Genomic DNA, 21,410 nt, shown 5'->3' with positions numbered 1-21,410 from the left:
ACAACCAACTTTACCGCGCTTACGTTTGGACGTTACTATGGCCTCCACCACCTACTTCAACAACAACAACGCAAGCGTCGACCTGTGGGGGACAAGGGGGCAAGCCTTCCTCCTCCAGAATCTCGTGAAAAACCATTTGGCCAGCGATAGTCGCCCGTCCTTCCGCATAAATCCTGAGATCAACGGGAGGACGGGACCACCAATGTCGAGGAGATGATGCGTGTTCTTGGGGCAGAGATTGTCGGGATTGACGTTCAGTTCCGGCCGGCACGTGATCTCGCCGTCGCTTTGGAAAAATCTCACTCTCAGTGACGAGAAACTCGCCCATGCGACAGCCGAACTACTGTCTTCTGGTCGCGACGAGTTGCCCACCCCGTCAGCCATCGCGCGGTTCGTGCACGCCAACAGTTGGCACTACTCATGGGACTGGTCCATCGCCAGGGATTGGCGGCGACGGAAGCTGGCCAGATCTCTCTGGAAGCCAGGGGTCGACCACACGCGCTTGCTCGAGGATGCCGGCGAGGCGGTCCCGTCATCGCATCCCACCGAAAATCTCCGGCGACTGGTCTCTGCTGCAGCAGGCGGAGAGATCCCGTACCTGGAATGCGGCCATCGAGCGCTGGCTGCCGCCGCGATCGCCGAGGCTGTCGGCATCCCGGTTCGCTATGTCACCCTCTACTCCAACTTTCCCAAGACAACCGTCCTGACGCACCATCTCCTTGAGCTTGAGGGTGACTACGGATGGGAGATGCATGATCCTGACTACGGATTTTTCTTTACGACAAGCCCAGACCGTATCGCCTCGGTCGAAACCGCTCTGAACCAGCCGGTTCGAGTGGCGGAGTATATCTGGCGCCCAAGGGTGCGGATGGCTCGTCACGTCGCCATGCTCGTCAGAGGCGGATTTTTCCAGGCCGTTTCGACCAGATTATACGATAAAGACGAGACTCTATTTATGAGCGATGGTGATTTGGCTCACGCCATATTTAAGCATGATGACCACATACTTTCCTTCCCCGAATATTGGCAGACCGCTCTGAGCCAGTCGGCCACGAAGGAGGTGATCTTCACGGGCCGGTCGATCTCGATCCGCGGCGCCAAGATGTCGGCGGGCCCAGGGTCGAAACGAAAAAGCTCGCGCCAGCGGAGCAGGCGGGTTGAAACGACGAAAGACGCCCCGGCGGAAGCCGGGGCGCCGAAGCATTGACGGTCGTTAACAGCAGCCGGCCAGTCGGTCCGCCGCATCAGGGCATTCAGCATCGCGGCGCGTGTCTGCTTCATCGTGTCCCGGACTGACGCGACCCTGTCGTCGATACGGCGCTCCGTGCGGGTGCTGACGTCGCCCGTCCCGTAGGTCCGTGCCACCTCGATCTTGGCGGCGGCCATATCGATCGTGGGCGGAGACCTCGCCTCCTTCGTGCCGGTGCGCATCTTCCCGGCGACTTGGTCGACACCTCTGCCGACCGTAAAAAGAAGCGGCGCGAGCGCGATCCGGTGCGCACAGGTGATCGGTCCCGGTGACAGGCAGGAGGTGTCCAGGGCGACGGTCTGTCCACGCCTCTCGCTCTCGGGAGGAGGTGAGGACTATCGCGTGACCATGAGGGGTATCAGTGCGGTGGTCGCGTCCATCGGGCGAGGGTTCAGAGAGGCCGCAATCCACCGGCCCACAGTGCAGCACGAATGACAGCCCCAAGGACGCTGGCATCGCAATGCAGCCCAGCCATCTTGATCGACAGGACCTCCGTCTACGGATCAGCCTGTCTGCCAGACGGTCGCCATGGCCGGGTTGCAATAAGAGCGTAAACAGCTAAGCTCCTCGGCATGGAATACTGAGGAGGGCGGCCATGAAACCAGTCTATCCCCTCGAGGAAAACCGCCCAGGAGCAGCGATTCCGCCCGCGACGGCACGTCACCCGGCGCACGAGGACGAGCTCCGTCAGCAGCAGATGCGCCGCCTGCACAATACCCGTGCCCGCGAGCGCGCCGCCCGGCACCATCGCGCCGGCCGATCTCTGCTCTGAGCGCGCGGCCATGCTGGACGCCCTGCTCCTCGTCTGCGCCGTCGTGGCGATCGTCGGGACGGCGATCCGGATCGGCATCGCGGCGACCGCTCCCTCCGTCCGGCCCCGACGCATCACGTGGGACGATCCCTGAGACGGCGCCGATCCCGCGCGTGCGAGGCGCGCTAACGCGGATCGCCGGTTTCTCGGATGATGCGCACGGGCCGGAAGGCGCGCAAAGCGACCTCGGCCTCGACCCAGGCGCGCGCCGCATCCGTCGAGGGATGATCGGCATAGGCGGGGGGTCGCGGCGGCCATTCCGAGCCGGATTGCACGACGTATCCCCGCATGCCGCCGGCAACGGACCCGACATAGCCGAACACCTTGCCGGTCCCGTCCACGAGGTCGGTGCAGTGAACCGGGCCGTCAGCCCAGCGGAGATCAGGCATCCTCACGCCCCACATGCGCGATTCGGGTTGACCGCGTCATAGCACTCGGCCGATGCCGATCGACGCGGGACCGGGCCGCCCCTATACGCGCATCGCGGGCGCGGCGGTGACCGGTGCCTTCGAACCCACGGGGGATCCGGCGTGGCGGAGAGCGTGGCAATCGTCGGTCTGGGCTATGTCGGGCTCCCGCTCGCCCTGGCCTTCGGCCGGGTCCGGCCCACGATCGGCTACGAGCAATCCGCCGCCAAGGTGGCCGCCTACCGGGCCGGAACCGATCCGACGGGCGAAATCGACGCCGGGGCGTTCCTGGCCGCCACGCATCTCGCGATCACCGACGACCCGACGGCCCTGTCGGCCGCCGACGTGATCATCGTCACGGTCCCGACCCCGGTCGACGCCGCGCAATGCCCGGATTTCGACCTGCTGACCAAGGCTGCCGCGCTGGTCGGGCAGCACATGACGCGCGGGGCGACCGTGGTGTTCGAATCCACGGTCTATCCCGGCGCCACCGAGGAGATCTGCATCCCCGTCCTGGAGCGGCATTCCGGCCTGCGGTGGAAGACGGATTTCTTCGTCGGCTACTCGCCGGAGCGGATCAATCCCGGCGACACGGAGCACGGCCTCGCCCAGGTGGTGAAGATCGTCTCGGGCGACACACCCGAGACGCTGGACCGGCTCAAGGCCCTCTACGGCACGATCGTCCCGGCGGGCCTCCATGCCACCTCGTCGATCCGCGTCGCGGAGGCCGCCAAGGTCATCGAGAACACCCAGCGCGACCTCAACATCGCGCTCATGAACGAGCTGTCGCTGATCTTCGACAAGCTCGACCTCGACACGCAGGAGGTCCTCCGGGCGGCCGGGACCAAGTGGAACTTCCTGCCGTTCCGGCCGGGCCTCGTCGGCGGCCACTGCATCGGGGTCGACCCGTACTACCTCACCCACAAGGCCGCGATGATCGGCTATCACCCGCAAGTGATCCTGGCCGGGCGCCGGATCAACGACAGCATGGCGGCCCACGTGGCCCGCAGCACGGTGAAGCGGATCGTCCGGCGGGGCGGCAGCGCCGGACCCGCCCGGGTCATCGTGCTGGGACTCACCTTCAAGGAGAATTGCGCGGATCTGCGCAATTCGAAGGTGGCCGACCTCATCGCGGAGCTGGAGGCGTTCGGCTGCGCCGTGGCGGTCCACGATCCGCGCGCGGGCCGCGCGGAGGCCCGGGACGCGTACGGCCTCGACCTCCTCGACTGGGCCGACCTGCCCGCGGCGGCGGACGCTGTCGTGATCGCCGTGCCGCACCGGGACTATGCCGAACTCGCGCCGGAGGCGATCGCCGCGCTGGCGAAGCCGGGGGGCCTGATCGTGGACGTGAAGGCGCTTCACGACCGGGCGGCCTTCGAGCGGCTGGGCTACGAGGTCTGGCGGCTGTGACGGAATCGGACATCAGGGCGCACGCCATGAACGAGACGGGCAACGACGCCGCTTCGATTGCGGACCGGCATGCGCGCTACCCCGACGCGCAGATCCGCGCGATCCTGAACAGCACGCGCACGATCGCGCTGGTGGGTGCCTCGGCGAACCCGGCGCGCCCGAGCTGGATCGTGCTCAAATACCTGATCGACCGGGGCTATGCGGTGATTCCGGTCAATCCCGGCCTCGCCGGCCAGGACCTGCTCGGGCGCCGGGTGGCGGGCTCGCTCGCCGAGGTCCAGGGGAGCTTGGGCGGGCAGCCGATCGACATGGTCGAGATCTTCCGCAATGCCGCCGCCGCCGGCCCGCTGGTGGACGAGGCGCTCGCCCTCGATCCCTTGCCGAAGGTGATCTGGATGCAGCTCGGCGTGCGCGACGACGCGGCCGCCGCCCGGGCCGAGGCCCGCGGGCTGACGGTGATCATGAACCGTTGCCCCAAGATCGAGTACGGCCGCCTCTCGGGGGAGATCGGCTGGACGGGGGTGAATTCCCGGATCCTGAGCGCCAGGAAACCGGTCCTCGCGGGCCGGGGGGTCCAGAAGCTCACCATCGCGGAGCGGGGCCGGCGCGGCGACTGAACGCGATTCCGACAGCGTCCCGTAGCGCGGTACTATGATACCTCATCGATCAAGCTGCTCTGATTGCTCGCCTTTTCGCGATCGTCGATTTTGCTGTTGACCCGGCTGCCGGGTCCGGCTATGCACCCGCCACCGCCGCCGCGTGCCCCCCACGCGGCGGCTCGTTTTTCGGCACCCCGATGCCTTCGGATCCCGACGCGTCGGGATCCGGCCCGTCGGAACCCCTGGGATTTGGCTATGAAGACCACCTCGCTGAAGCCCGCCGAGGTCGACAAGAAGTGGATCGTGATCGACGCGGAGGGCCTGGTCGTCGGCCGTCTCGCCTCGATCGTGGCGATGCGCCTGCGCGGCAAGCACAAGGCCGCCTACACGCCCCACGTCGATTGCGGCGACAACGTCATCGTCATCAACGCCGAGAAGGTGAAGTTCACCGGGCGTAAGTACAATCAGAAGAGCTACTTCTACCACACGGGCTATCCGGGCGGCATCAAGGAGCGCACGGCCAAGTTCATCCTCGAGGGCCGGTTCCCCGAGCGCGTGGTCGAGAAGGCTGTCGAGCGCATGCTGCCCCGCGGCCCGCTCTTCCGTCAGATCCTCGGCAACCTCCGCGTCTACAAGGGCGCCGAGCACCCGCACGAGGCCCAGCAGCCGCAGGCGCTCGACGTCGGCGCCCTCAACCGCAAGAACGTGAGCGCTTGATCATGGCGACCCTGCAGTCCCTCGCCGACCTCAACCGGGCGAATACCGGTGCGGTCGACCCCGCCAACGAGGCCCCCATCCACGTCCAGAAGCTGGACGCGCAGGGCCGTGCCTACGCCACCGGCAAGCGCAAGGACGCGGTCGCCCGCGTCTGGATCAAGCCCGGCAAGGGCACGGTCACGGTCAACAAGCGCCCGGTGGAGACCTACTTCGCCCGTCCGGTGCTGCGCATGATCCTGCGCCAGCCGCTGGAGATCGCCGGCCGCGTCGACCAGTACGACATCACCGTCACGGTGGCGGGCGGCGGCCTCTCGGGCCAGGCCGGCGCGGTGCGCCACGGCCTCTCGAAGGCGCTGACCTACTACGAGCCGGAGCTGCGCGGCCCGCTGAAGCGTGAGGGCTTCCTCACCCGCGACGCCCGCGTGGTCGAGCGTAAGAAGTACGGCCGCAAGAAGGCCCGCCGCAGCTTCCAGTTCTCCAAGCGCTAAGACATCCGGTCATACCGGTGTCACGGAGAGGGCGGTTCCTGCGGGGGCCGCCCTTTCGCGTTTCAGGACTCGGTTCAAGGCTCGGCCGTTGACAGGCTGCCGCACGGCGCGCACCTGATCCCCGGCCGCGATGCCCGCCTCGGGCGGCATGCATTTCGGAGAAAGCGAGACGGACGATGGCTGGCCAAGGCGCGACGAAGCCCACCGTGTTCATCGACGGCGAGGCCGGCACCACCGGCCTCGGCATCCGCGAGCGCCTGGAGCGCGACGGGCGGGTCGCCCTGCGCAGCATCGCCCCGGAGCACCGCAAGGACCCGGAGGCGAAGCGCGCGCTGCTGGCCGAGGTCGACCTCGTCGTGCTCTGCCTGCCGGACGAGGCCGCCAAGGAGACGGTGGCGCTCGCCGACAGCCTGCCCGGCGGCGGGCCGCGCGTCCTCGACGCCAGCACCGCCCATCGGGTCGCCCCCGGCTGGACCTACGGCTTCCCGGAGCTGACCCGCGAGCAGGGGGCGGCCGTGGCGCGTGCCCGGCGGGTGGCCAATCCCGGCTGCTACCCGACCGGCGGCGTCGCGCTCCTGCGCCCGCTGGTGGAAGGCGGCCTGATCCCGGCCGATCACCCGATCAGCGTCAACGCGGTCAGCGGCTACAGCGGCGGCGGCAAGAGCATGATCGAGGCCTACGAGCAGGGCACGGCGCCGCCGTTCCAGCTCTACGGCCTGGGCTTCGCCCACAAGCACCTGCCGGAGCTGCAGCTCTACAGCGGTCTCTCCCGGCGGCCGATCTTCGTGCCGTCCGTGGGCAATTTCCGGCAGGGCATGCTGGTGAGCGTGCCGCTTCACCTGGACACGCTGCCGGGCCGGCCCGCGGCCGCCGATCTGGAGGCCGCCCTGCGCGACTGGTACGCCGGCCAGCCGCTGGTGCAGGTGGTGCCGGGCGCCGGAACCGGCGCGCACCGCGAGAAGATCGAGCCGGAGGATCTCAACGACACCGACCGGCTGGAGCTGCGGGTGTTCGGCTCGTCCGAGCACGGGCAGGCGGTGCTGGTGGCGCGGCTCGACAATCTCGGCAAGGGCGCCTCCGGGGCGGCGGTGCAGAATCTCGGCCTGATGCTCGGGCTCGACGGCTGAGGCTCAGGCCGCGCACTGTGGCCCAGCAGACGACGCGCGGCGGACCGAATCCCGTGTCCGCCGCCGCCGCGCGGTGCCTCACGTCGACATCCGACGCCGTCCACGCATGCGCGCGGATCGGAGGATCTGATCCTGTAGGGACTCGTCGTCCCAGGCGGGTGGAGAAGTCGGCTGCGGCCAGCTACACCTCGCGACGCCGACGACCCCGCCCGCGTTTCGGAGGGCTCGGCACGAAATCCTGACGGGAAGGCTCGGGCGCGATTTGATGGGTGCGGACGTCGATCATCATCGGGACTTCGTCGATCTCGCGCAGGGCAGCGCGTGGACACGCGTCGGCCCGGACGGCTCGTCACCGGCCGGAGCCGATGGGGACGCCACAGCGATCGCGATCGACCTCGGCCAGCGCTTTCCCGTTCACAGCCTTCAGATCGGCGCCTCCGGGGACGCGGGCGCGGCCGACATCCGTGTCGCCTTCTCCGACGACGGCACGACGTGGTCGCCGCCCGAGCGCGTGCCGCCGGCCAACGACGCGGTGCCCGCAGCCGAGATCCAGATCGCTCCGGGCGAGGCCGCCTGGGCCCGACACATCCGCGTCTCGACCCCGAGCCCCGCGACCCAAGACGACCCAGCCGTGCAGATCTGGTGCGAGCGTGCCGCGTTCGACCTGATCGTGCTGCGCAAGCTTCTGGACGCCGATTTCGACATCGTGTCCGAGCAGCCGGGCAGCGACGTGTACCGAGCCTACCGGCTCCGGAGCAATCCGGACCAGACGGGCCTCTCCCTCGTCGGCGTCGATCTCTACGAGAACGGAGCCTTCGGGAACTTCATCATCCAGTGCCTGATCGCCATCGGGATCTGCCGCGCGCTCAAGCTCAAGTACCTCAAGCTGTCCATCATGGACAGGAGCGAGGTCCTCGACTTCGTGCAGGCCCGCGAGATCGGCGGCATTACCTTCATACCGGCCAACGATCCCCTGCCGCCGGACGGCTACTTCCTGTCGGGGATGTTCTTCGACGTCCGGGTCCAGAAGCTCGCGGGCGATCTCGACCAGAAAGAGACGCGCCGCATCATCAAGGATTACATCCGTCCCCTCTTCAACCGCATCCCGACGCGCTTCGAGGAGAAGCCGGCGGAGGAGCTCCACATCCACATCCGATCCGGCGACATCTTCAGCACCTGGGTCGCGCCGCACTACCCGCAGCCGCCGCTCGCCTTCTACAAGCTCGTCATCCAGCGCCTGCTCGCGGAGAAGCGCATCACGTCGATCAAGATGGTGTTCGAGAACCGGCTGAACCCGGTGATCCCCGCCCTGGAGGCTTACATCGCCGAGATCGGCGTGCCGCTGACGACGCAGAGCGGGACGCTCGCCGACGATGTCGCGGCGCTCGTCAATGCGCGGTACTTGGTCTTCGGTCTGGGGACGTTCGGGCCGGGCGTGTGCCACCTGTCCGACCATGTCGAGCAGGTGTTCTACTTCGCCTCGGGATGGCCTCAGCATTTCAGGGGCATCTCGACCATCGGGAAGATCACCGAGGTCGTGGACGTGGCCGGCGCCTACACGAAGGTCGGTGAGTGGGACAACTCGCCCGAGCGGCGTGCCCTCATGCTCGATTACCCGGCCGAGAATCTCGCCTTCGACGACGCCTGATCCGCCGGACCGGCCCACCTTGCCGAAGACCGGAAAACCGGTGACAAGCGCCCAGCCGTTCCGCCGGAGGACAGACTTGGCCAGCGCTGACCCGTCAACGGAAGCCCTGCGCGTCAACGCCTTCGCGATGCACCGGGCCGAGGTGCTGATGATGCAGCGGCGCCGGCTGCGACCGCGCCACACCACCCTGGTCAGCTTCGCCGCGAAGTACCACTACGTGGAGAGCCAGCGTCGGCTGGCTGCGGCGGCGGCCGCCACCGGCGATTTCGACACGATCGAGAGCTGGTCGCCCGACCGGCTGCGCGAGACGCCGTTCTACCGGGAGCACCGGGAGATTCTCGACCGGTCCCGGGGCGCCGGGAACTGGGCCTGGAAGCCCTACGTCATCGCCGAGGCGCTGGAGAAGCGCCGCGACGGCGACTTCATCCTCTTCAGCGATACCGGGATGCAGGCGGTCGGCGACGACCCACTGCCGCCGGTGGCGCCGCTCCTGACCTGGCTCGCCGGGTCCGAGCGGCGGGTCGCGGTCGGCGTGCTTCACGGCCGTCCGCAGCGGGTCTGGACCAAGCGCGACTGCTTCGTGCTGATGGAATGCGACGCGGAACGCTACTGGGAGGCCGACCAGATCCAGGCTTCCTGGATCGCCTTCATGGTCAGCCCCGCCACCCGCCATCTCGTCGCCGAGTGGCTGCGCTACGCGGGCGACCCGCGGATCGTCACCGACATGCCGAATGCGATGGGGCTCCCGGATCTCGACGGCTTCATCGACCACCGCTTCGACCAGAGCATCCTGTCGAACCTGATCTACAAGCTCGACCTGGAGATTCCGCCGCTGCGGCAGCCCTCGAAGCAGATCCGGACCCTGATCGAGGAACTCGAGACGGACACGCTGGTGGCGACCCGGCCCTCCGAGAACATCGCCGCAGGCAAGACCTGGACGGCGAGCTCCGCGTCGCCCTGGTCGGGGACGACGGGCGTCTATGGCGCGCGCACGACCGGCGACCCGTCGTTCTTCTTCCACACGGCGCTGGAGCGGAACCCCTGGTTCGTCCTCGACCTCGGTGCGGTGGAGCGAGTCTCGGAGATCCGGATCTACAATCGCTGGGGGCAGCTCAGCGAGCGGGCGCAGCTGATGCGCGTCTGGCTGGGCGAGACCGAGGACAGCTATCGCCTGGTCTTCGACGCCGTGGACGCCCACTGCCATCCCGGCCTGCCCCTCCATCTGCGCTTCGACACCGCGCGGTTCCGCTACCTCAAGATCGATCTCGTCGAGGAGCAGTACCTGCACCTCGACGGCATCGAGATCTTCGCGGCGCGCTGAGGCCCCGGCAGCGCGCGACGGCATGAGCGCAGAGATGTCAGACAAGCCGCTCTTCCCGTTCGGGCCGATCCTGTTCTTCGGCGATTCGGTGACGGCAGGACTGACGGCCGGGGCACCGCAGCTCTTTTCCGGGCCGCAGACGGTCGCGCGCGGGATTGCCGGGCAATCGACCCGGGACATGGTGCGGCGGCTTCGCTCCGACATCGCCCTGTACGGTGCCCGGGGCCTTCACCTGATCGCCGGCCGCGACGACATCCTCAGCGGCGACGGCGCGTCATCGCTGGAGCAGATCACGGCCGACATCGCCACCATGCTGCAGGACGCCCGCGACCTCTATGTGCGGACCTGGGTCGGCTCGATCCCGCCGGTCGATCCGGCCGCCACGGCCGGGCTGCCGGTCGCGCGCATCGGGCAGGTCAATGCGTGGCTGCGCGAGCACGCTCCGGCCTACGGCGCGCAGTTCATCGACTACGATCCCGTCCTGGCCACCGAGACGGGCGCGCTCCGGCCCGCGTTCAGCGACGACGGCGTCCGGCTCAATGCGGCCGGCGAGGCGGCGCTCCGGGCCACGATGATGGCGGCCCTGACCGCCCCGGGCGTCGAGCAGATCTGGGCCCCGCCGGAGAGCGAGGATGCCGCGCGACGGCGCAAGTTCCTGCATCATTTCGGCTATCTCGACTCGAACACGCGCTATCCGAGCCCGTTCATCCAGTTCGCCGGCAAGCCGGGGGCCAGCCATTACGGCGTCCCGTTCGACGCCAACGGCTTCCTGAACGCGGCGCCGATCGTGGAGCGAAAGCCGGCCGGCGAGACCCGGATCCTGGTCGTCGGCGACTCGACCACGATCGACGGCGGCGACATCGCCAAGACCCTCCCGGGGCGCATCGAGCGGATCCTGCGTGCGGACGGGCTGGCGGGCGCGAAGGTCTACAATTTCGGGGTGATGTCGAGCTGCCTCACGCAGATGACGCACCTGATCTGGTCGCGTCTGGTGAACTACAGCCCGGACGCGCTCATCGTGGTCAGCGGCAGCACCGACCTGTTCCAGCCCTGGACCTACGATCCCCGGCCCGGCTACCCCTACAACGCCTTCATCACCGAGCGGCTCTACGACCATTTCTTCGACACGCACGATCCCCGGGCGCGCGAGGACGGTCTGTCCTACGATGCGCTGATCACGCTGATCTACGGGGAGCTGAAGCGGCTGCGCGCGGAGGTCGGCTGGCAGAGCCCGGGCTGGGAGGACGCGGTCGTGCATCAGTACGAGCGCGCCGCGCACCGCCTGACCAAGCTGTCGCACGATCACCGGGTCCCGGTCGTCAGCGTGCTGCAGCCGACGATCCTGCGCAAGCGCCACCTCACCGAGGTCGAGCGCGGCGTCGCCTCGGGGGCGTTCCTGGCCTATCTCGACCGCCAGTACACCAAGCTGGAGGCCTTCACGGCGCAGCTCGCGGCCCGGCGCCCGTACCGGCGCACCTTCACGGCGCTGGACCTCAGCGGCATCTTCCGCGACCGGGAGGAGGGGACCTTCTACGACATCGTCCATTACGACGATCCGGCCCGCGAGATCGTCGCGGCGCGGTTGGCCACCGAGATCCGTGGCGCCCTGGAGCGAGCCCGCCCGCGGACGCCCTTCGCGCGCGCGCTGCGCCTTCTCGGCAGCCGGCGGCGCTGAGACTCCAGCCCGCCGGGGTCATCGCGGGGTCACTCCGGCGACGGGTGCGTCGGGCGGCACCCTTCGCCGCCGGTCTCCCTCGTTCGCCTCTGACGTCCCGCGCCGGACACCATCAACCCTGCCCGGCCTGCAGGTCTGCGCCGTCGGCAGACCCGGCTCGGACATTCCGCCGACCGCGCGGCTCTACGCCGGCCTCTCGCGCCCGCCGGGCTGCTGTTCGAGGTGGGCGCGCAGGATCGCGTATTGCTCCACGACGCGGTCGAGTTTCGCGGCGTTCGCCGCCTTGATCGTCTCCGATCCGAGATCGGGCTCATAGGTGGCCGCAAAATGCGCGGCGTACGCTTTCAGCTTCACGGCGACGAAATCCATGTCCGCCGACCAGACGGCTTCCGCGCGGACTTGCTGGAGGCGCCGGGAGATCGCGAGCCAGTGCAGATCGAGGGCGATGCCGCTGCCCATCTGCCTGAACAGGTCGAACATCGAGTCGAGGATCTCGTTCGCGCTACGGGTCGGCATGGCAGAACGCTCCGTCACGCCTGCGCCGGGAGGAGATCGGGCCGTGCGTACCAATCGTCGAACAGGGAGAGGTGCCGGAACCGTCGGCGGTACCCCAGGCCGGTCAGAAGATCGTAGATCTTCCCGCGGCTGTCCGAGAAATTGTGCTCGACGCTGATCAGGGCGATGTCGCGGCTCGCGAAATCGAAGCTTTGCAGAACATCGAACTCCCCGCCCTCGACGTCGAGGCTCATGTAGTCGATCTGCCGGGGTGCGCGGGCCTCCGACAGGAAACGGTCGAGCGAGATCGTCTTGACTGCGTATTGAACGCCCTGCTGGCGCGCATCCGCGTGGAAATCGCCCGTGATGAGATCCTCGACCCCCGACAGCTCGCCGATGTCGACCTCGTTGAACAGGACCTCAATGCCATCGGTTTTGTAGACGCACTGATCGGTGATGTAGCAGTTGCGATTGCGATACAGCGCCGCGTGCCAGGCGCGGGCCGGCTCCGCCAGAGCCCCCTGCCAGCCGAAGGTCTTCTCGAGCAGGAGCGTGTTGCTGAGGCTGACGCCGTCACAGGCACCGAACTCGACGAAATAGCCGTTCCGCTTCTCCTTCAACTCGTACAGGACCCACAGATCCTGCAGCAGCTGCGCGTTGGAATAGGGGGCCATCCGCGCGGCGAACGACAGGAATTCGAGATCGGACTGGAGGATGTGGGGCTTCTCGTTCAGGTTGTCCCTGAGATGGATCAGCGCGTTGAAGACCGTCAGAAGCTCGGCACTCATGGTCCGCGGTTGCACCTTCTGGCTAGCATTGCTCGATACCGACGGGGCCGTGCGATCGCGTCAGGGATGGACACGGCCGAGGGGCCGGGTGCCCAGGATCCGGTTCGAGCCGTCGAACAGAACGGCGTGCTGGAGCGAGTCAGGCCCCTGGTCGGGGACGGCGCCCGCCGCCTTTCGGATGGCCGACAGGAAGAGCTTCCGGCTGAACCCGTAGGGGCGCAGGCTGCCCAGCAGCGCGTCGACCAGCGTGGCCATGGCGTCGGACCGCGCGCGGGCCTGGTCGCGGTCGCGCAGGGCCGCGTCCCGCTCAGCCCTGATCACCGCCAACGCGATCTGCTGCTGCTGGATCTGACGGATGTAGCGCGTGTCGAGGTCGTGGACGGGGTTCTTCGTCATACGGCAGCCTTGAGGGCCCGGAAGGAGATCAGGCCGGGACACGGACGGCGACCGGCGTTGCCGATCGCACGCCGCGGTGTGCCCCAGATCCGAGGCACCATAGCGACGGTCCGCAGCGCTGTGCAGGCGGTCGAGACGGTTTTGCGCATCACCGCGCGCGAAGGCCCGGTTCGATCCTCGCGTGAGGCGTGTGGCGGATCATACCGTTCCGCCCGGCCGTCAAGCCCCAGCCCCCTCGTCCGCCATGGCTGACGCGGCGGCCTTCAGCCCCCACCGCACGAGGTCCTCGGCGTCCCGGGCCGATCTGGCCTCCGCGTAGCATCGCAGTTCCGGAGCGTTGCCCGAGGCGCGGAAGTGGATCGTCCGTCCACCGTCCAGATTGATCCTGATCCCGTCCTGCTGATCGATGGCCTGCGGCGCACCGATCGGCCGGAGGAAATCGTCCCGGAAGCCCGCCTCGCCGAGACGGGCGAGAAAGGCGCTGCTCCGCTCCGCGGGCGTGTTCGGAAGCCGGTCGCTCGCCATCTCGCCCGCATCGAGCGAGGCGACCAGATCGGCCAGCGACAGGCCGGCCGCGCGCGCCGCCGCGAGCGAGGCCAGGATCGGCAGCATCGCATCGCGGGTCGGCAGGATACCCAGGACGTTTTCGCCGACGCGGACGTCTGACCCCAGCAGGAAGCCGCCGTTGGCCTCGAAGCCGATCACAGCCCGGGCCCCGGCGCGTCGCGCCTGCTCCATGCCGGCGATGACGAAGGGCGAGCCGACCCTGGTGCGGATGACCTGCTTGAAGCCGCCCGATCGCTCGAGGGCCGAGCAGGCCGTCACCGGCACCACGGCCGTATCGGCGCCCAGGTAGCGGGCCGTGATGAGCCCGAGCACGTCGCCCCGCACGATCTGCCCGGTGCCATCCGCCATCAGGGGCCGATCGGCGTCACCGTCGGTGGTCACCAGCGCGTCGTAGTCGCCGGACGCCATGACGCCGCGGATGAACGCGACGTCCTCGGGACGGTGCGCCTCGGTATCGATCGGCACGAAGGTGTCGGACCGGCCGATCGGCGTCGCGCTGGCACCGAAGCCGGCCAGCAAATCCGTCAGCAGATCGCGCGCGACCGAGCTCTGCTGATACACCGCGATGCGCAGACCCTCCAGGATCCGGGGCGCGAAGGCCGCGCGGTAGCGCTGGCGATAGCGCGCGATGGCATCGGGCTCCGGCACGGGCGGGACGGGGGACGTCGTCGCGTCGGACGCTTCGCTATCGCCCAGAGCGGCCAGGATGGCGGCCTCGTCGGCTTTCGTGATCTCGCCGTCGGGGCGGTAGAATTTCAGACCGTTGCGGTCCTCGGGAATGTGGCTGCCGGTGACCATGACGGCGTAGGCGCCGCGCCGCATCGCCTCGAGGGCGAGGGCCGGGGTGGGGAGGGCGCCGCAATCGACCGCCGAGAAGCCGGCTGCCGCAGCCGCATGCGCCACTGTCTCGGCGAGGCCGGGGCTGCTCGCCCGCAGGTCCCGCCCGATCACGACTTCGCGCCTGCCGTTCCCGGCCGGAACCGATCGGAAGAAAGCGCCCGCATAGGCGTAGCACGGGCTGCCCACGAGGTCCGTCACGAGACCCCGCAGCCCGCTCGTCCCGAATTTCAGACTGCTCACGGCATTCCTACCGATGCTGACGCTGCGACATGCGCGTGACCCATGCCCAAAATCGCACGCCGTCACAACGCTCGGCCTGCGGACACGACGCCGGACGCGAACGCCGTCAGGACGATGGCTGGGTTCTCCTGCCGATCTCAGACGCGGCACGGCGCCCGTGTGCGACGGGCGCGGATGTGTCGTTGCGGATCCTGAAGCGGCTGCGGCTGCCCCTCAGCCGCGTCTCTCAAGCCGCGAGCGCCGCCTGACCGTCCCGGCCGTGCGCCTGGTCCATGATCTCGCCGATCCGCTCGCCGACCGCGACCGCGATCGCCACCGAGGCCGGCCCTTCCAAGCCCTGCCGGCAGATCCGGTCGAGGACGTCGGTCACCCGCTGCTCCATCACGCCGAGGATCGCCGCGGCCGCCTGGGGCTGCGCGCCGCGCAGCACCGCCGCGAGGTCGCAATAGGCGTCGTGAAGAAGCCGGAGCGTCAACCGCTCGACCGCTTGCTCGTCCGCCGCCGCCAGTGCCCGCATGTCGCGCCTCTTCACCCCACTGCCGGCAGCCTCGCCCGGACCTGTTAACAACAGGTGAAGACGACAGGCGCAAAGCAAGACTCGGCTAACCTATCGGATCCTGGGGGGTGCTGGCATCCGGCGCGGCGCTTGATGCCCGCGCGTCGATCCCGCGCTGGAGACGGTCTCGGTCACCGAGCGGGCGAGATCGGATGGAACTTGGCGGGCCCCCAGGTGTCGGATCTGCGAGACACTTCACCACGGGAGTTCCTCATGCGCGCGCTTCTCCTGGCTGGCCTCTGCCTGTCGTCAGCCGTCACCACCCCCGTCCTGGCACAGGTGCAGCAGAACAATCCCAATGCCGCCAACCAGTCGATGGGCGTGAACAGCCAGATGCGCACCCTGCAGCAGGAGCAGACGACCCAGAGCAACACGCTCCGGATGAACATCCAGCGGAACGAGGCCGCGACGCCGGCCCCGAACACCGGCCCCAACGCAATCGGCCCTGTCGGTGGCCGGCCGGGCCCCGCGGGGCGCTAGAGCTGTTCCCGGCCCCGTTGAGCCGGTCGACGACGGGGCGCCGGCGTGGTGTTGGATCATCCCACCCTCGTCCTCATCTTGAGTGCGGCTAAGCCGCCTCGAAGAGAGGCCCCAGCCAGCCGGGCGATCCCTGAAGCCATCCTTCGAGGCCCGCTGACGCGGGCACCGCAGGACGAGGAGATTGGACACGGAAACGGCCTGGTCGTCGCGGCTTCAAGACGGCTTCGGTGGTGGCCTCCGCGACCGGCCGAGGGCCGGGTTTCTGGCTGCCGCCTGCGCGGTTGCCTGATCGGGGCAGCTCTAGAGGCGTGCGTCCGGATCGATCAGGACCGGCTACCGGTCCGAAAGGCTCGATCCGACGCTGCCCGAGAGCTGGCTCGGTGTTCCGAGCTGCGTCCCGTTCGGGTTGGTGTCCAGGCTCAATTCTGGGGCGACGAGGCCGCCAGGGGCTGGATTGGACGGCTGGATCGGTTCAGAGGCCGGCCTGCCGCCAGCGAGGGGAATGACAACGCGATCGGGCCGAATCTCGGTCTCACACAGACCCTGACAGATCGGTATCATCACGTCGGTCGGCTGGCAGATCGGTCTCATCGTGCCCTGGACGCACGTGCAGCGGCAGAGGGCTGACGCAGGGGCTGGTAGCAGCAGCAGGGAGACGGCGAGCATCAGTGAGCGCATGGTGACCAGCCCGGCTGCCCGCATTGGGCGATAGGGGCTGATAGCACATCCGGCCCGAAGGCTCGAACACACCCTCCGCGCGCACCGTCGTTGAGACCGGGCCCAGCGTCAGCCGAACCACGGCTTTCATTCCGACCGCAAGCGACCCCGCAAGTCGTCCCGGCTCTGTCCAGTCCTGCGCAACCGGGAGCGCGCCGGAGCGCCGCCAGGCCGATCAGCCGGGTTCAATCAACGGAGCGCCGATCCGCTGCGGCGACCGGGTTGTCGGGCCGGGGCCAGACCGCGGCATCGTCGGGCAGGGTGCGCAGCACCGTGCAGCCCATGCCGATCATGGCCCGCGCGCCGATCTTCAGACCCTGGAGGACTTTGGCCAGGGGACCGACCAGGCTGTCCGCACCGATCGCGCAGCGGCCGCCGATGAAGGCCGCGGGCGAGATCGTCGTGTTGTCGCCGATCGCCGCGTCGTGGCCGATGATCGCGCCGGTGTTGACGACGCAGAACCGGCCCAACCGGGCATCGACGTTGACGATCACCCCATGCGCGACGAACGCACCCGCGCCGAGCGCGACGCCCTGGCTGACGATCGCATGCGGCGACACCAGGGGCGGGCAGGGGAGCGCATGCCGGTCGAGCCAGGCGATGATCTCGGCGCGCGCCTGGATCGCGGTCCGGCTCACGCCGCCCACCGCGAGGGCCACACCGTCGAACTCCGCGCGATCGGCCAGCAGCTCGTCGAGGTAGCCCCGATAGGATCCGACCTGGGCGGTCGGCTGGCTCGAGTAGGTCGCCTCCACCGTATAGCCGCGCATCTGCGCGACTTCGGCGATCTCCTTGGAGAAGCCGCCGCCGCCGATCAGGGCCAAGCGCTTGGTCGCGCGCGTCACCGGACTCTGTCCGTCACAGCGTCGCCCCGCCGTCGACCCGCAGGATCTCGCCGGTCACGTGCCGGGCCTGCGGCGACATCAGGAACGCGATGGCTTCGACCACCGACTCGACGGTCGCGGCGCCCGCGGGGCTGCGCTTCTCCAGCGCCTCCTTGAACTCCGCGCCGTACATGCGGGCATGGGCCTGGGTCATCTCGGTGTCGAGCCAGCCCGGCGCGACGGCGACCGCCCGCCGGGGGGCGAGTTCGCGGGCGAGGCCCCGGATCAGCGCGTCGAGCCCCGCCTTCGAGGCGGAATAGGGGACGATGGCCGGCTCCGGGCGCTGGGCGGCCACCGACGACACGGCGCAGAACACGGCGTCGCGGGTCGAGATCCGGGCGCTGCCGAAGGCGGAGGCGAACAGGGTCGGGGCGATGAGGTTCGTCTTGTAGAGCCGCTCGACCTCGTCCACGCCGAGACTGCGCATCGGCTTGATGATCTGCACTCCGGCGCAGTAGACGAGGCCCGTGAGCGGGCCACGCTCGGCGACGGCCGCCTGCAGCACGCCGCCGATCGCCGCGAGATCGGTCACGTCCGCCGCGATGGTGGCGATCCCGGCCGCCGCGAGTTCGGCCAAGCGGTCCGTCCGACGGGCGAGGGCGGTGACCGCCCCCTGCTTGGCGTACCGCTCGGCCACGGCCCGTCCGATGCCGCTGCTCGCTCCGACGACGAGGATGTGCCCCTCGGCCTCCGCCATGGTCCCGGCCTCAGGCTTGCAGTTTCGTGCCGGCGATGCCGAGGAGATCGTCGGTGGTCGCGGCCTCCGCGATCCGCGACGGCTCGACCTCCAGACCCAGCGTGTCGAACAGCGCCATGATGTTGAGGATGCCGAGGGAGTCGAAGGTCTCGATCTCGCCGAGCTTCTGGCCGCGCGCGAGCGGCCCCGGCCGATCCAGGATCGCGCCGAGCTCGTCCAGGAACCCAGCCTCGGTCATCACGCGGTCTCCTCGAACTTCAGGACGGGCGGTGCGTAGATCCGGTCGGTGGTGATCGCGCACGCACCCCAGCTCAGCCCCACGCCGAATCCGGCCAGCACCGCGCGCAAGGGCCGGTGTGAGAAATCCTCCGCCAGGAACCCCGAGATCGTGCCTGGGATCGAGGCCGAGTTCTGGTTCCCGTAGACGGATTGCGTGCCTGAGGGAAGCTTGCCGTCGTCGAGGCCCAGGCGCCGCTGCAGGTTCTTCAGGATGTACTTGTTCGGCTGGTGCAGGACGTAGAAATCCGGCTCCTCCGGCCGCAGGTCGGCGGCCGCCAGGATGTCGGTGATCAGGGACGGCACGCGCTTCAGCGTGAAGTTGAACACCTGCGCGCCGTCCATCTGCATGGAGGCGGGCTTGTCGCGGTCCTCGGCATCGGCGCGCAGGCCGCTATGCGGGATGAACAGGGCCTTCTCGCCGGACCCGTCGCTGTGGAGCTGGAACACGCTCTCGGTCGCGCGGCGTTCGATCAGCACGGCGGCGCCGGCATCGCCCATGATGGGGGTGATGGCCCGGTCGTCCTTGGCGACCATCCGGCTCGCCACGTCGCCGACGCAGAGCAGGATCCGCTTCAGCCCAGATTCGACGAGGCTGTAGGCGACCGAGAGGCCGTACACGAAGCCGCTGCAGCCCAGCCGCATGTCGAAGCAGAGCGTGTCGGTGCGCATGCCGAGCCGGTGCTGCAGGCCGATCGCCGTCGAAGGTGAGCTGTAATCCGGCGTCTGGGTGACCAGGATCAGCCCGTCGAGATCCTCCGGCCGCAGGCCGAGCCCGTCGAGGAGGTGCCGGGCGGAATGCTGGCAGAGGTCGGCCGTCGTGGTGGTATCGCGCACGACGACGTGGCGCGTGGTGAACCCCATGGCGCGCTTGAGCCGCTCGGCCTCGTCCGGCGCCATCCCGAGATCCGCCGCCTCCGCGTCGAAGGCCAGCGCCCGGCCGCCGACCGTGGTAACGAGGCCGGCGAGGCCCGCGTTCCGGAACCGGAGCTCAGCCACGGTTCACGGCTTCCGCCACGTAGTCGAACCAGCTCTGGATCCGGCGCAGCGGCGAGCGCGTGCTGTCGAGGATGCTCTCATCGGCCAGCGGAACGTAGCGGCCCACGGCCTTCTCGACCTCGGACTCGGTCTCGAGCAGCAACTCGACCACCGCGAAGGAATCGATCTTGTCGAACAGGTCGTCCTCGGGCCCGAGCGCGCCCAGCTCCGGGCGGCCCCAGGTGTCGACGAGGCGAACCAGGGTGGCGCGGGCCGCGGCGGCGGCGCTCTCACTCCGCGACGATGTGGATGTAGGCGGTGTCATCCGGTCCTCGGGTCAGTCGATAGTCCTTGCCCTCGGGGCCAGAGCCGATGAGCGCGAACCCGTTCTCGTCCAGGAAGGTCTCGACCATGCGGTTCTTCGGGCTCGGGCGGTAGTGGGCCCGCAGCGCCGGATCGGCCTCCTGCTGGCAGATGTAGCGCAGGACTTGGCTCTCAATGCGGCGCCCCAGCGCCCGGCAGCTCATCAGGAAGGTCTCGAGCGCGCCGTCCCGGACGATCGCGACCCCGACGACACCCATGTCGCCGAACCGGTCGACCACCCGGGCCGCGTAGACGCTGCCCTCCCGCATCGCGGAGGCGACCTCGTCCTCGGTGTAGCGGCGCGTGGTGAGATTGAACTGGTTGGTCTTGTTGATCAGCTGCGTGACCCGCCGTAACGAGCCCGGATTGTTGCGGGCCATGTGCACGCGGATGTCGAGAGAAGCGAGGTAATCCTCCATCGAGGCGGCCGAGCGCTGCAGCTCCTGCCGCTGCGCCTCGCCCCGGTACTGCTCGGTCTTGGCCAGATCCTCGGCGGTGACGTTCCGGGCTCGCAGGGACGCGATCCCGTCGAGGAGCGCGAGGGCCAGCTCCGGACGCGTCCGGTCGAACAGGTGGCACTCGACGCCGGGCAGCCGCGCCCGGACCTCCTCGATTTCGAAGGGGTTGTCGTCGAGGAAGATGAAGCTGTCGAGGCCGAGATTGAGTGTCTCGGCGAGTTCGCGGATGTTGTCGCTCTTCTCCGACCAGTTGCTGCGGTAGGCCACGAAATCGTCGAGGCGCAGCGGCATCGCGCGCTGCGCGAAGACCGAGCGGAAATCCTCGTCGTTGTTCTTGGTCACCGCACAGAGCAGGATGCCCAGGCTCTTCAGGCGCAGCAGCTGGCGCTGGAGCTGCGTGTGGACGATCCCCGGATAGTCGGTGTCGACCTCGAGGTTCTCCACGCCGTCCTCACCCACGACACCGCCCCAGAGCGTGTTGTCGGCGTCGACCACCACGACCTTCCGACGCGCCCGCAGCCGGACCGCGACGGCGTCCGCGTAGCGCTCGACCAGCGCGTCCACGGCGGCCGGGGCGTAGGGCATCTGGTAGAGGAGGCGGTTCCGCTCGCGGAACGCGTTGGCGAAGCCGAGGATCGCGAGGGCGCCGGCCGCGTCGACGACGCTGACCCGTTCCTGCGACCGGGCGAGGTCGAACAGCACCGCGTTCACCCGGGCCAGGGCTTCGAGCTGATCGTGGAGATCGCTCTCCACCGACGAGACCGGCACGAACGGCACCGTGTTGAGGATGACGGTGCCGGGGCCGCGCCCGAGCCGGGCCGAGACCAGCTCGGCGAGAGCCCGCGCGCGGGCGACCGCGCCGGCATCCGGGGCGACGTCGAAGAACCAGCGATGGTCGAGATGCACGATCAGGACGTCGACGGAGGCCGGCCCCGCCAGGACCTGCTCGATCTGCCCGATGGGGAAGTGTTCGCAGCTCGCGTCCGCGAGGTCCGCGAGGCGGCCGGACACTTTCCCGAACGGGTTGGTGACGACGTTTCCGACGAAGCCGATCGACAGGGCGCGAGCCGTGGTCATCCTCGATACCGGTTCCTGCGGCGTCCCGGTGGATGCCTGCCCTCCGGCGGTTGACCGGCCCCTTTCCGTGCGTGCGCGTGCCGCCCTCTTGCGAGATCCCCTGTCATAAAGCAAGGGGCGAAGCGGTTCGCGCCGGTGCCTCCGTG

Annotated in this window: 23 protein-coding genes; 11 read left to right on the top strand and 12 right to left on the bottom strand. The window is 68.9% G+C overall.

Annotated features, from left to right (window positions below):
• The first annotated feature begins 220 nt into the window (after positions 1-220).
• Together ABIE45_RS21310 and ABIE45_RS21305 are read left to right on the top strand one after the other, a co-directional pair.
• Positions 221-1,207 carry a hypothetical protein gene (locus ABIE45_RS21310; protein WP_192708443.1) on the top strand — a complete coding sequence of 329 codons (987 nt, stop codon included), beginning with the start codon at positions 221-223 and terminating at the stop codon, positions 1,205-1,207.
• 761 nt (positions 1,208-1,968) lie between these two features.
• Positions 1,969-2,154 carry a hypothetical protein gene (locus ABIE45_RS21305; protein ID WP_192708444.1) on the top strand — a complete coding sequence of 62 codons (186 nt, stop codon included), beginning with the start codon at positions 1,969-1,971 and terminating at the stop codon, positions 2,152-2,154.
• A gap of 31 nt (positions 2,155-2,185) precedes the next feature.
• Here the strand turns inward: ABIE45_RS21305 and ABIE45_RS21300 are convergent, their stop codons facing one another.
• Positions 2,186-2,449, bottom strand: coding sequence for a hypothetical protein (locus ABIE45_RS21300; protein WP_192708445.1), 264 nt, complete (start codon positions 2,447-2,449; stop codon positions 2,186-2,188).
• 141 nt (positions 2,450-2,590) lie between these two features.
• Here ABIE45_RS21300 and ABIE45_RS21295 point away from each other — a divergent pair, with 141 nt between their 5' ends.
• The 8 genes from ABIE45_RS21295 (at position 2,591) to ABIE45_RS21260 (ending at position 11,452) form a co-directional block, all read left to right on the top strand.
• Positions 2,591-3,877 (top strand): nucleotide sugar dehydrogenase, encoded by a 1,287-nt coding sequence (locus ABIE45_RS21295; protein ID WP_192708446.1) that lies wholly within the window; start codon positions 2,591-2,593, stop codon positions 3,875-3,877.
• A gap of 26 nt (positions 3,878-3,903) precedes the next feature.
• The gene (locus ABIE45_RS21290; protein ID WP_192708447.1) at positions 3,904-4,494 is read left to right on the top strand and encodes a CoA-binding protein; all 591 of its coding nucleotides are present in this window, start codon (positions 3,904-3,906) and stop codon (positions 4,492-4,494) included.
• Positions 4,495-4,731: 237 nt separating this feature from the next.
• Positions 4,732-5,193, top strand: a complete 462-nt coding sequence (rplM, locus tag ABIE45_RS21285) for a 50S ribosomal protein L13 (protein WP_160534646.1) — start codon at positions 4,732-4,734, stop codon at positions 5,191-5,193.
• A gap of 2 nt (positions 5,194-5,195) precedes the next feature.
• Positions 5,196-5,681: a 30S ribosomal protein S9 gene (gene rpsI, locus ABIE45_RS21280; protein ID WP_192708448.1), complete on the top strand. Its 486-nt coding sequence runs from the start codon at positions 5,196-5,198 to the stop codon at positions 5,679-5,681.
• A 176-nt stretch (positions 5,682-5,857) separates the two neighbouring features.
• Positions 5,858-6,808 (top strand): N-acetyl-gamma-glutamyl-phosphate reductase, encoded by a 951-nt coding sequence (argC, locus tag ABIE45_RS21275; protein WP_192708449.1) that lies wholly within the window; start codon positions 5,858-5,860, stop codon positions 6,806-6,808.
• Positions 6,809-7,073: 265 nt separating this feature from the next.
• On the top strand, positions 7,074-8,456 hold the full coding sequence (locus ABIE45_RS21270; RefSeq protein ID WP_192708450.1) for a coagulation factor 5 8 type domain-containing protein: 1,383 nt from the start codon (positions 7,074-7,076) through the stop codon (positions 8,454-8,456).
• A 76-nt stretch (positions 8,457-8,532) separates the two neighbouring features.
• Positions 8,533-9,777, top strand: a complete 1,245-nt coding sequence (locus ABIE45_RS21265) for a hypothetical protein (protein WP_192708451.1) — start codon at positions 8,533-8,535, stop codon at positions 9,775-9,777.
• Between the two features lie 34 nt (positions 9,778-9,811).
• The gene (locus tag ABIE45_RS21260) at positions 9,812-11,452 is read left to right on the top strand and encodes a GDSL-type esterase/lipase family protein (RefSeq protein ID WP_373622518.1); all 1,641 of its coding nucleotides are present in this window, start codon (positions 9,812-9,814) and stop codon (positions 11,450-11,452) included.
• A gap of 183 nt (positions 11,453-11,635) precedes the next feature.
• Here ABIE45_RS21260 and ABIE45_RS21255 read toward each other — a convergent pair whose 3' ends face one another.
• From ABIE45_RS21255 to ABIE45_RS21235, 5 genes are all read right to left on the bottom strand, one after another.
• Entirely contained in the window at positions 11,636-11,932 is a 297-nt protein-coding gene (locus ABIE45_RS21255) for a hypothetical protein (protein WP_373622517.1), read from the bottom strand.
• A gap of 50 nt (positions 11,933-11,982) precedes the next feature.
• Positions 11,983-12,735, bottom strand: coding sequence for an FkbM family methyltransferase (locus ABIE45_RS21250; protein ID WP_192708454.1), 753 nt, complete (start codon positions 12,733-12,735; stop codon positions 11,983-11,985).
• Positions 12,736-12,795: 60 nt separating this feature from the next.
• Complete coding sequence (locus ABIE45_RS21245; RefSeq protein WP_192708455.1) at positions 12,796-13,131, bottom strand: hypothetical protein; 336 nt, start codon at positions 13,129-13,131, stop codon at positions 12,796-12,798.
• Between the two features lie 219 nt (positions 13,132-13,350).
• Complete coding sequence (locus ABIE45_RS21240; protein ID WP_192708456.1) at positions 13,351-14,778, bottom strand: phosphomannomutase; 1,428 nt, start codon at positions 14,776-14,778, stop codon at positions 13,351-13,353.
• Positions 14,779-15,004: 226 nt separating this feature from the next.
• The gene (locus ABIE45_RS21235; RefSeq protein ID WP_192708457.1) at positions 15,005-15,295 is read right to left on the bottom strand and encodes a hypothetical protein; all 291 of its coding nucleotides are present in this window, start codon (positions 15,293-15,295) and stop codon (positions 15,005-15,007) included.
• Positions 15,296-15,547: 252 nt separating this feature from the next.
• Between ABIE45_RS21235 and ABIE45_RS21230 the strand changes: the two genes are divergently transcribed.
• Entirely contained in the window at positions 15,548-15,814 is a 267-nt protein-coding gene (locus ABIE45_RS21230; protein ID WP_192708458.1) for a hypothetical protein, read from the top strand.
• Positions 15,815-16,716: 902 nt separating this feature from the next.
• On the opposite strand, the gene ABIE45_RS21225 is transcribed toward ABIE45_RS21230, so the two are convergent.
• From ABIE45_RS21225 to ABIE45_RS21200, 6 genes are read right to left on the bottom strand one after another with little or no spacing between them, the layout of a single operon-like run.
• Positions 16,717-17,376 carry an acetyltransferase gene (locus tag ABIE45_RS21225; RefSeq protein ID WP_192708459.1) on the bottom strand — a complete coding sequence of 220 codons (660 nt, stop codon included), beginning with the start codon at positions 17,374-17,376 and terminating at the stop codon, positions 16,717-16,719.
• 13 nt (positions 17,377-17,389) lie between these two features.
• Complete coding sequence (locus tag ABIE45_RS21220; protein WP_192708460.1) at positions 17,390-18,112, bottom strand: SDR family oxidoreductase; 723 nt, start codon at positions 18,110-18,112, stop codon at positions 17,390-17,392.
• A 10-nt stretch (positions 18,113-18,122) separates the two neighbouring features.
• The gene (locus ABIE45_RS21215; protein WP_192708461.1) at positions 18,123-18,350 is read right to left on the bottom strand and encodes a hypothetical protein; all 228 of its coding nucleotides are present in this window, start codon (positions 18,348-18,350) and stop codon (positions 18,123-18,125) included.
• Complete coding sequence (locus ABIE45_RS21210; RefSeq protein WP_192708462.1) at positions 18,350-19,387, bottom strand: ketoacyl-ACP synthase III; 1,038 nt, start codon at positions 19,385-19,387, stop codon at positions 18,350-18,352. Before ABIE45_RS21210 ends, ABIE45_RS21215 begins: the two co-directional genes overlap by 1 nt.
• Positions 19,380-19,691: a hypothetical protein gene (locus ABIE45_RS21205; RefSeq protein ID WP_192708491.1), complete on the bottom strand. Its 312-nt coding sequence runs from the start codon at positions 19,689-19,691 to the stop codon at positions 19,380-19,382. Before ABIE45_RS21205 ends, ABIE45_RS21210 begins: the two co-directional genes overlap by 8 nt.
• Positions 19,657-21,264, bottom strand: coding sequence for an HAD-IIIC family phosphatase (locus ABIE45_RS21200; protein ID WP_192708463.1), 1,608 nt, complete (start codon positions 21,262-21,264; stop codon positions 19,657-19,659). The genes ABIE45_RS21205 and ABIE45_RS21200 overlap by 35 nt, the downstream gene beginning before the upstream one ends.
• Between the last annotated feature and the right edge of the window lie 146 nt (positions 21,265-21,410).

The sequence above is a fragment of the Methylobacterium sp. OAE515 genome (genome assembly GCF_041806315.1).
GTDB classification, from domain to species: Bacteria; Pseudomonadota; Alphaproteobacteria; order Rhizobiales; family Beijerinckiaceae; genus Methylobacterium; species Methylobacterium tardum.
This window is presented reverse-complemented; position numbering and strand designations above follow the sequence as displayed.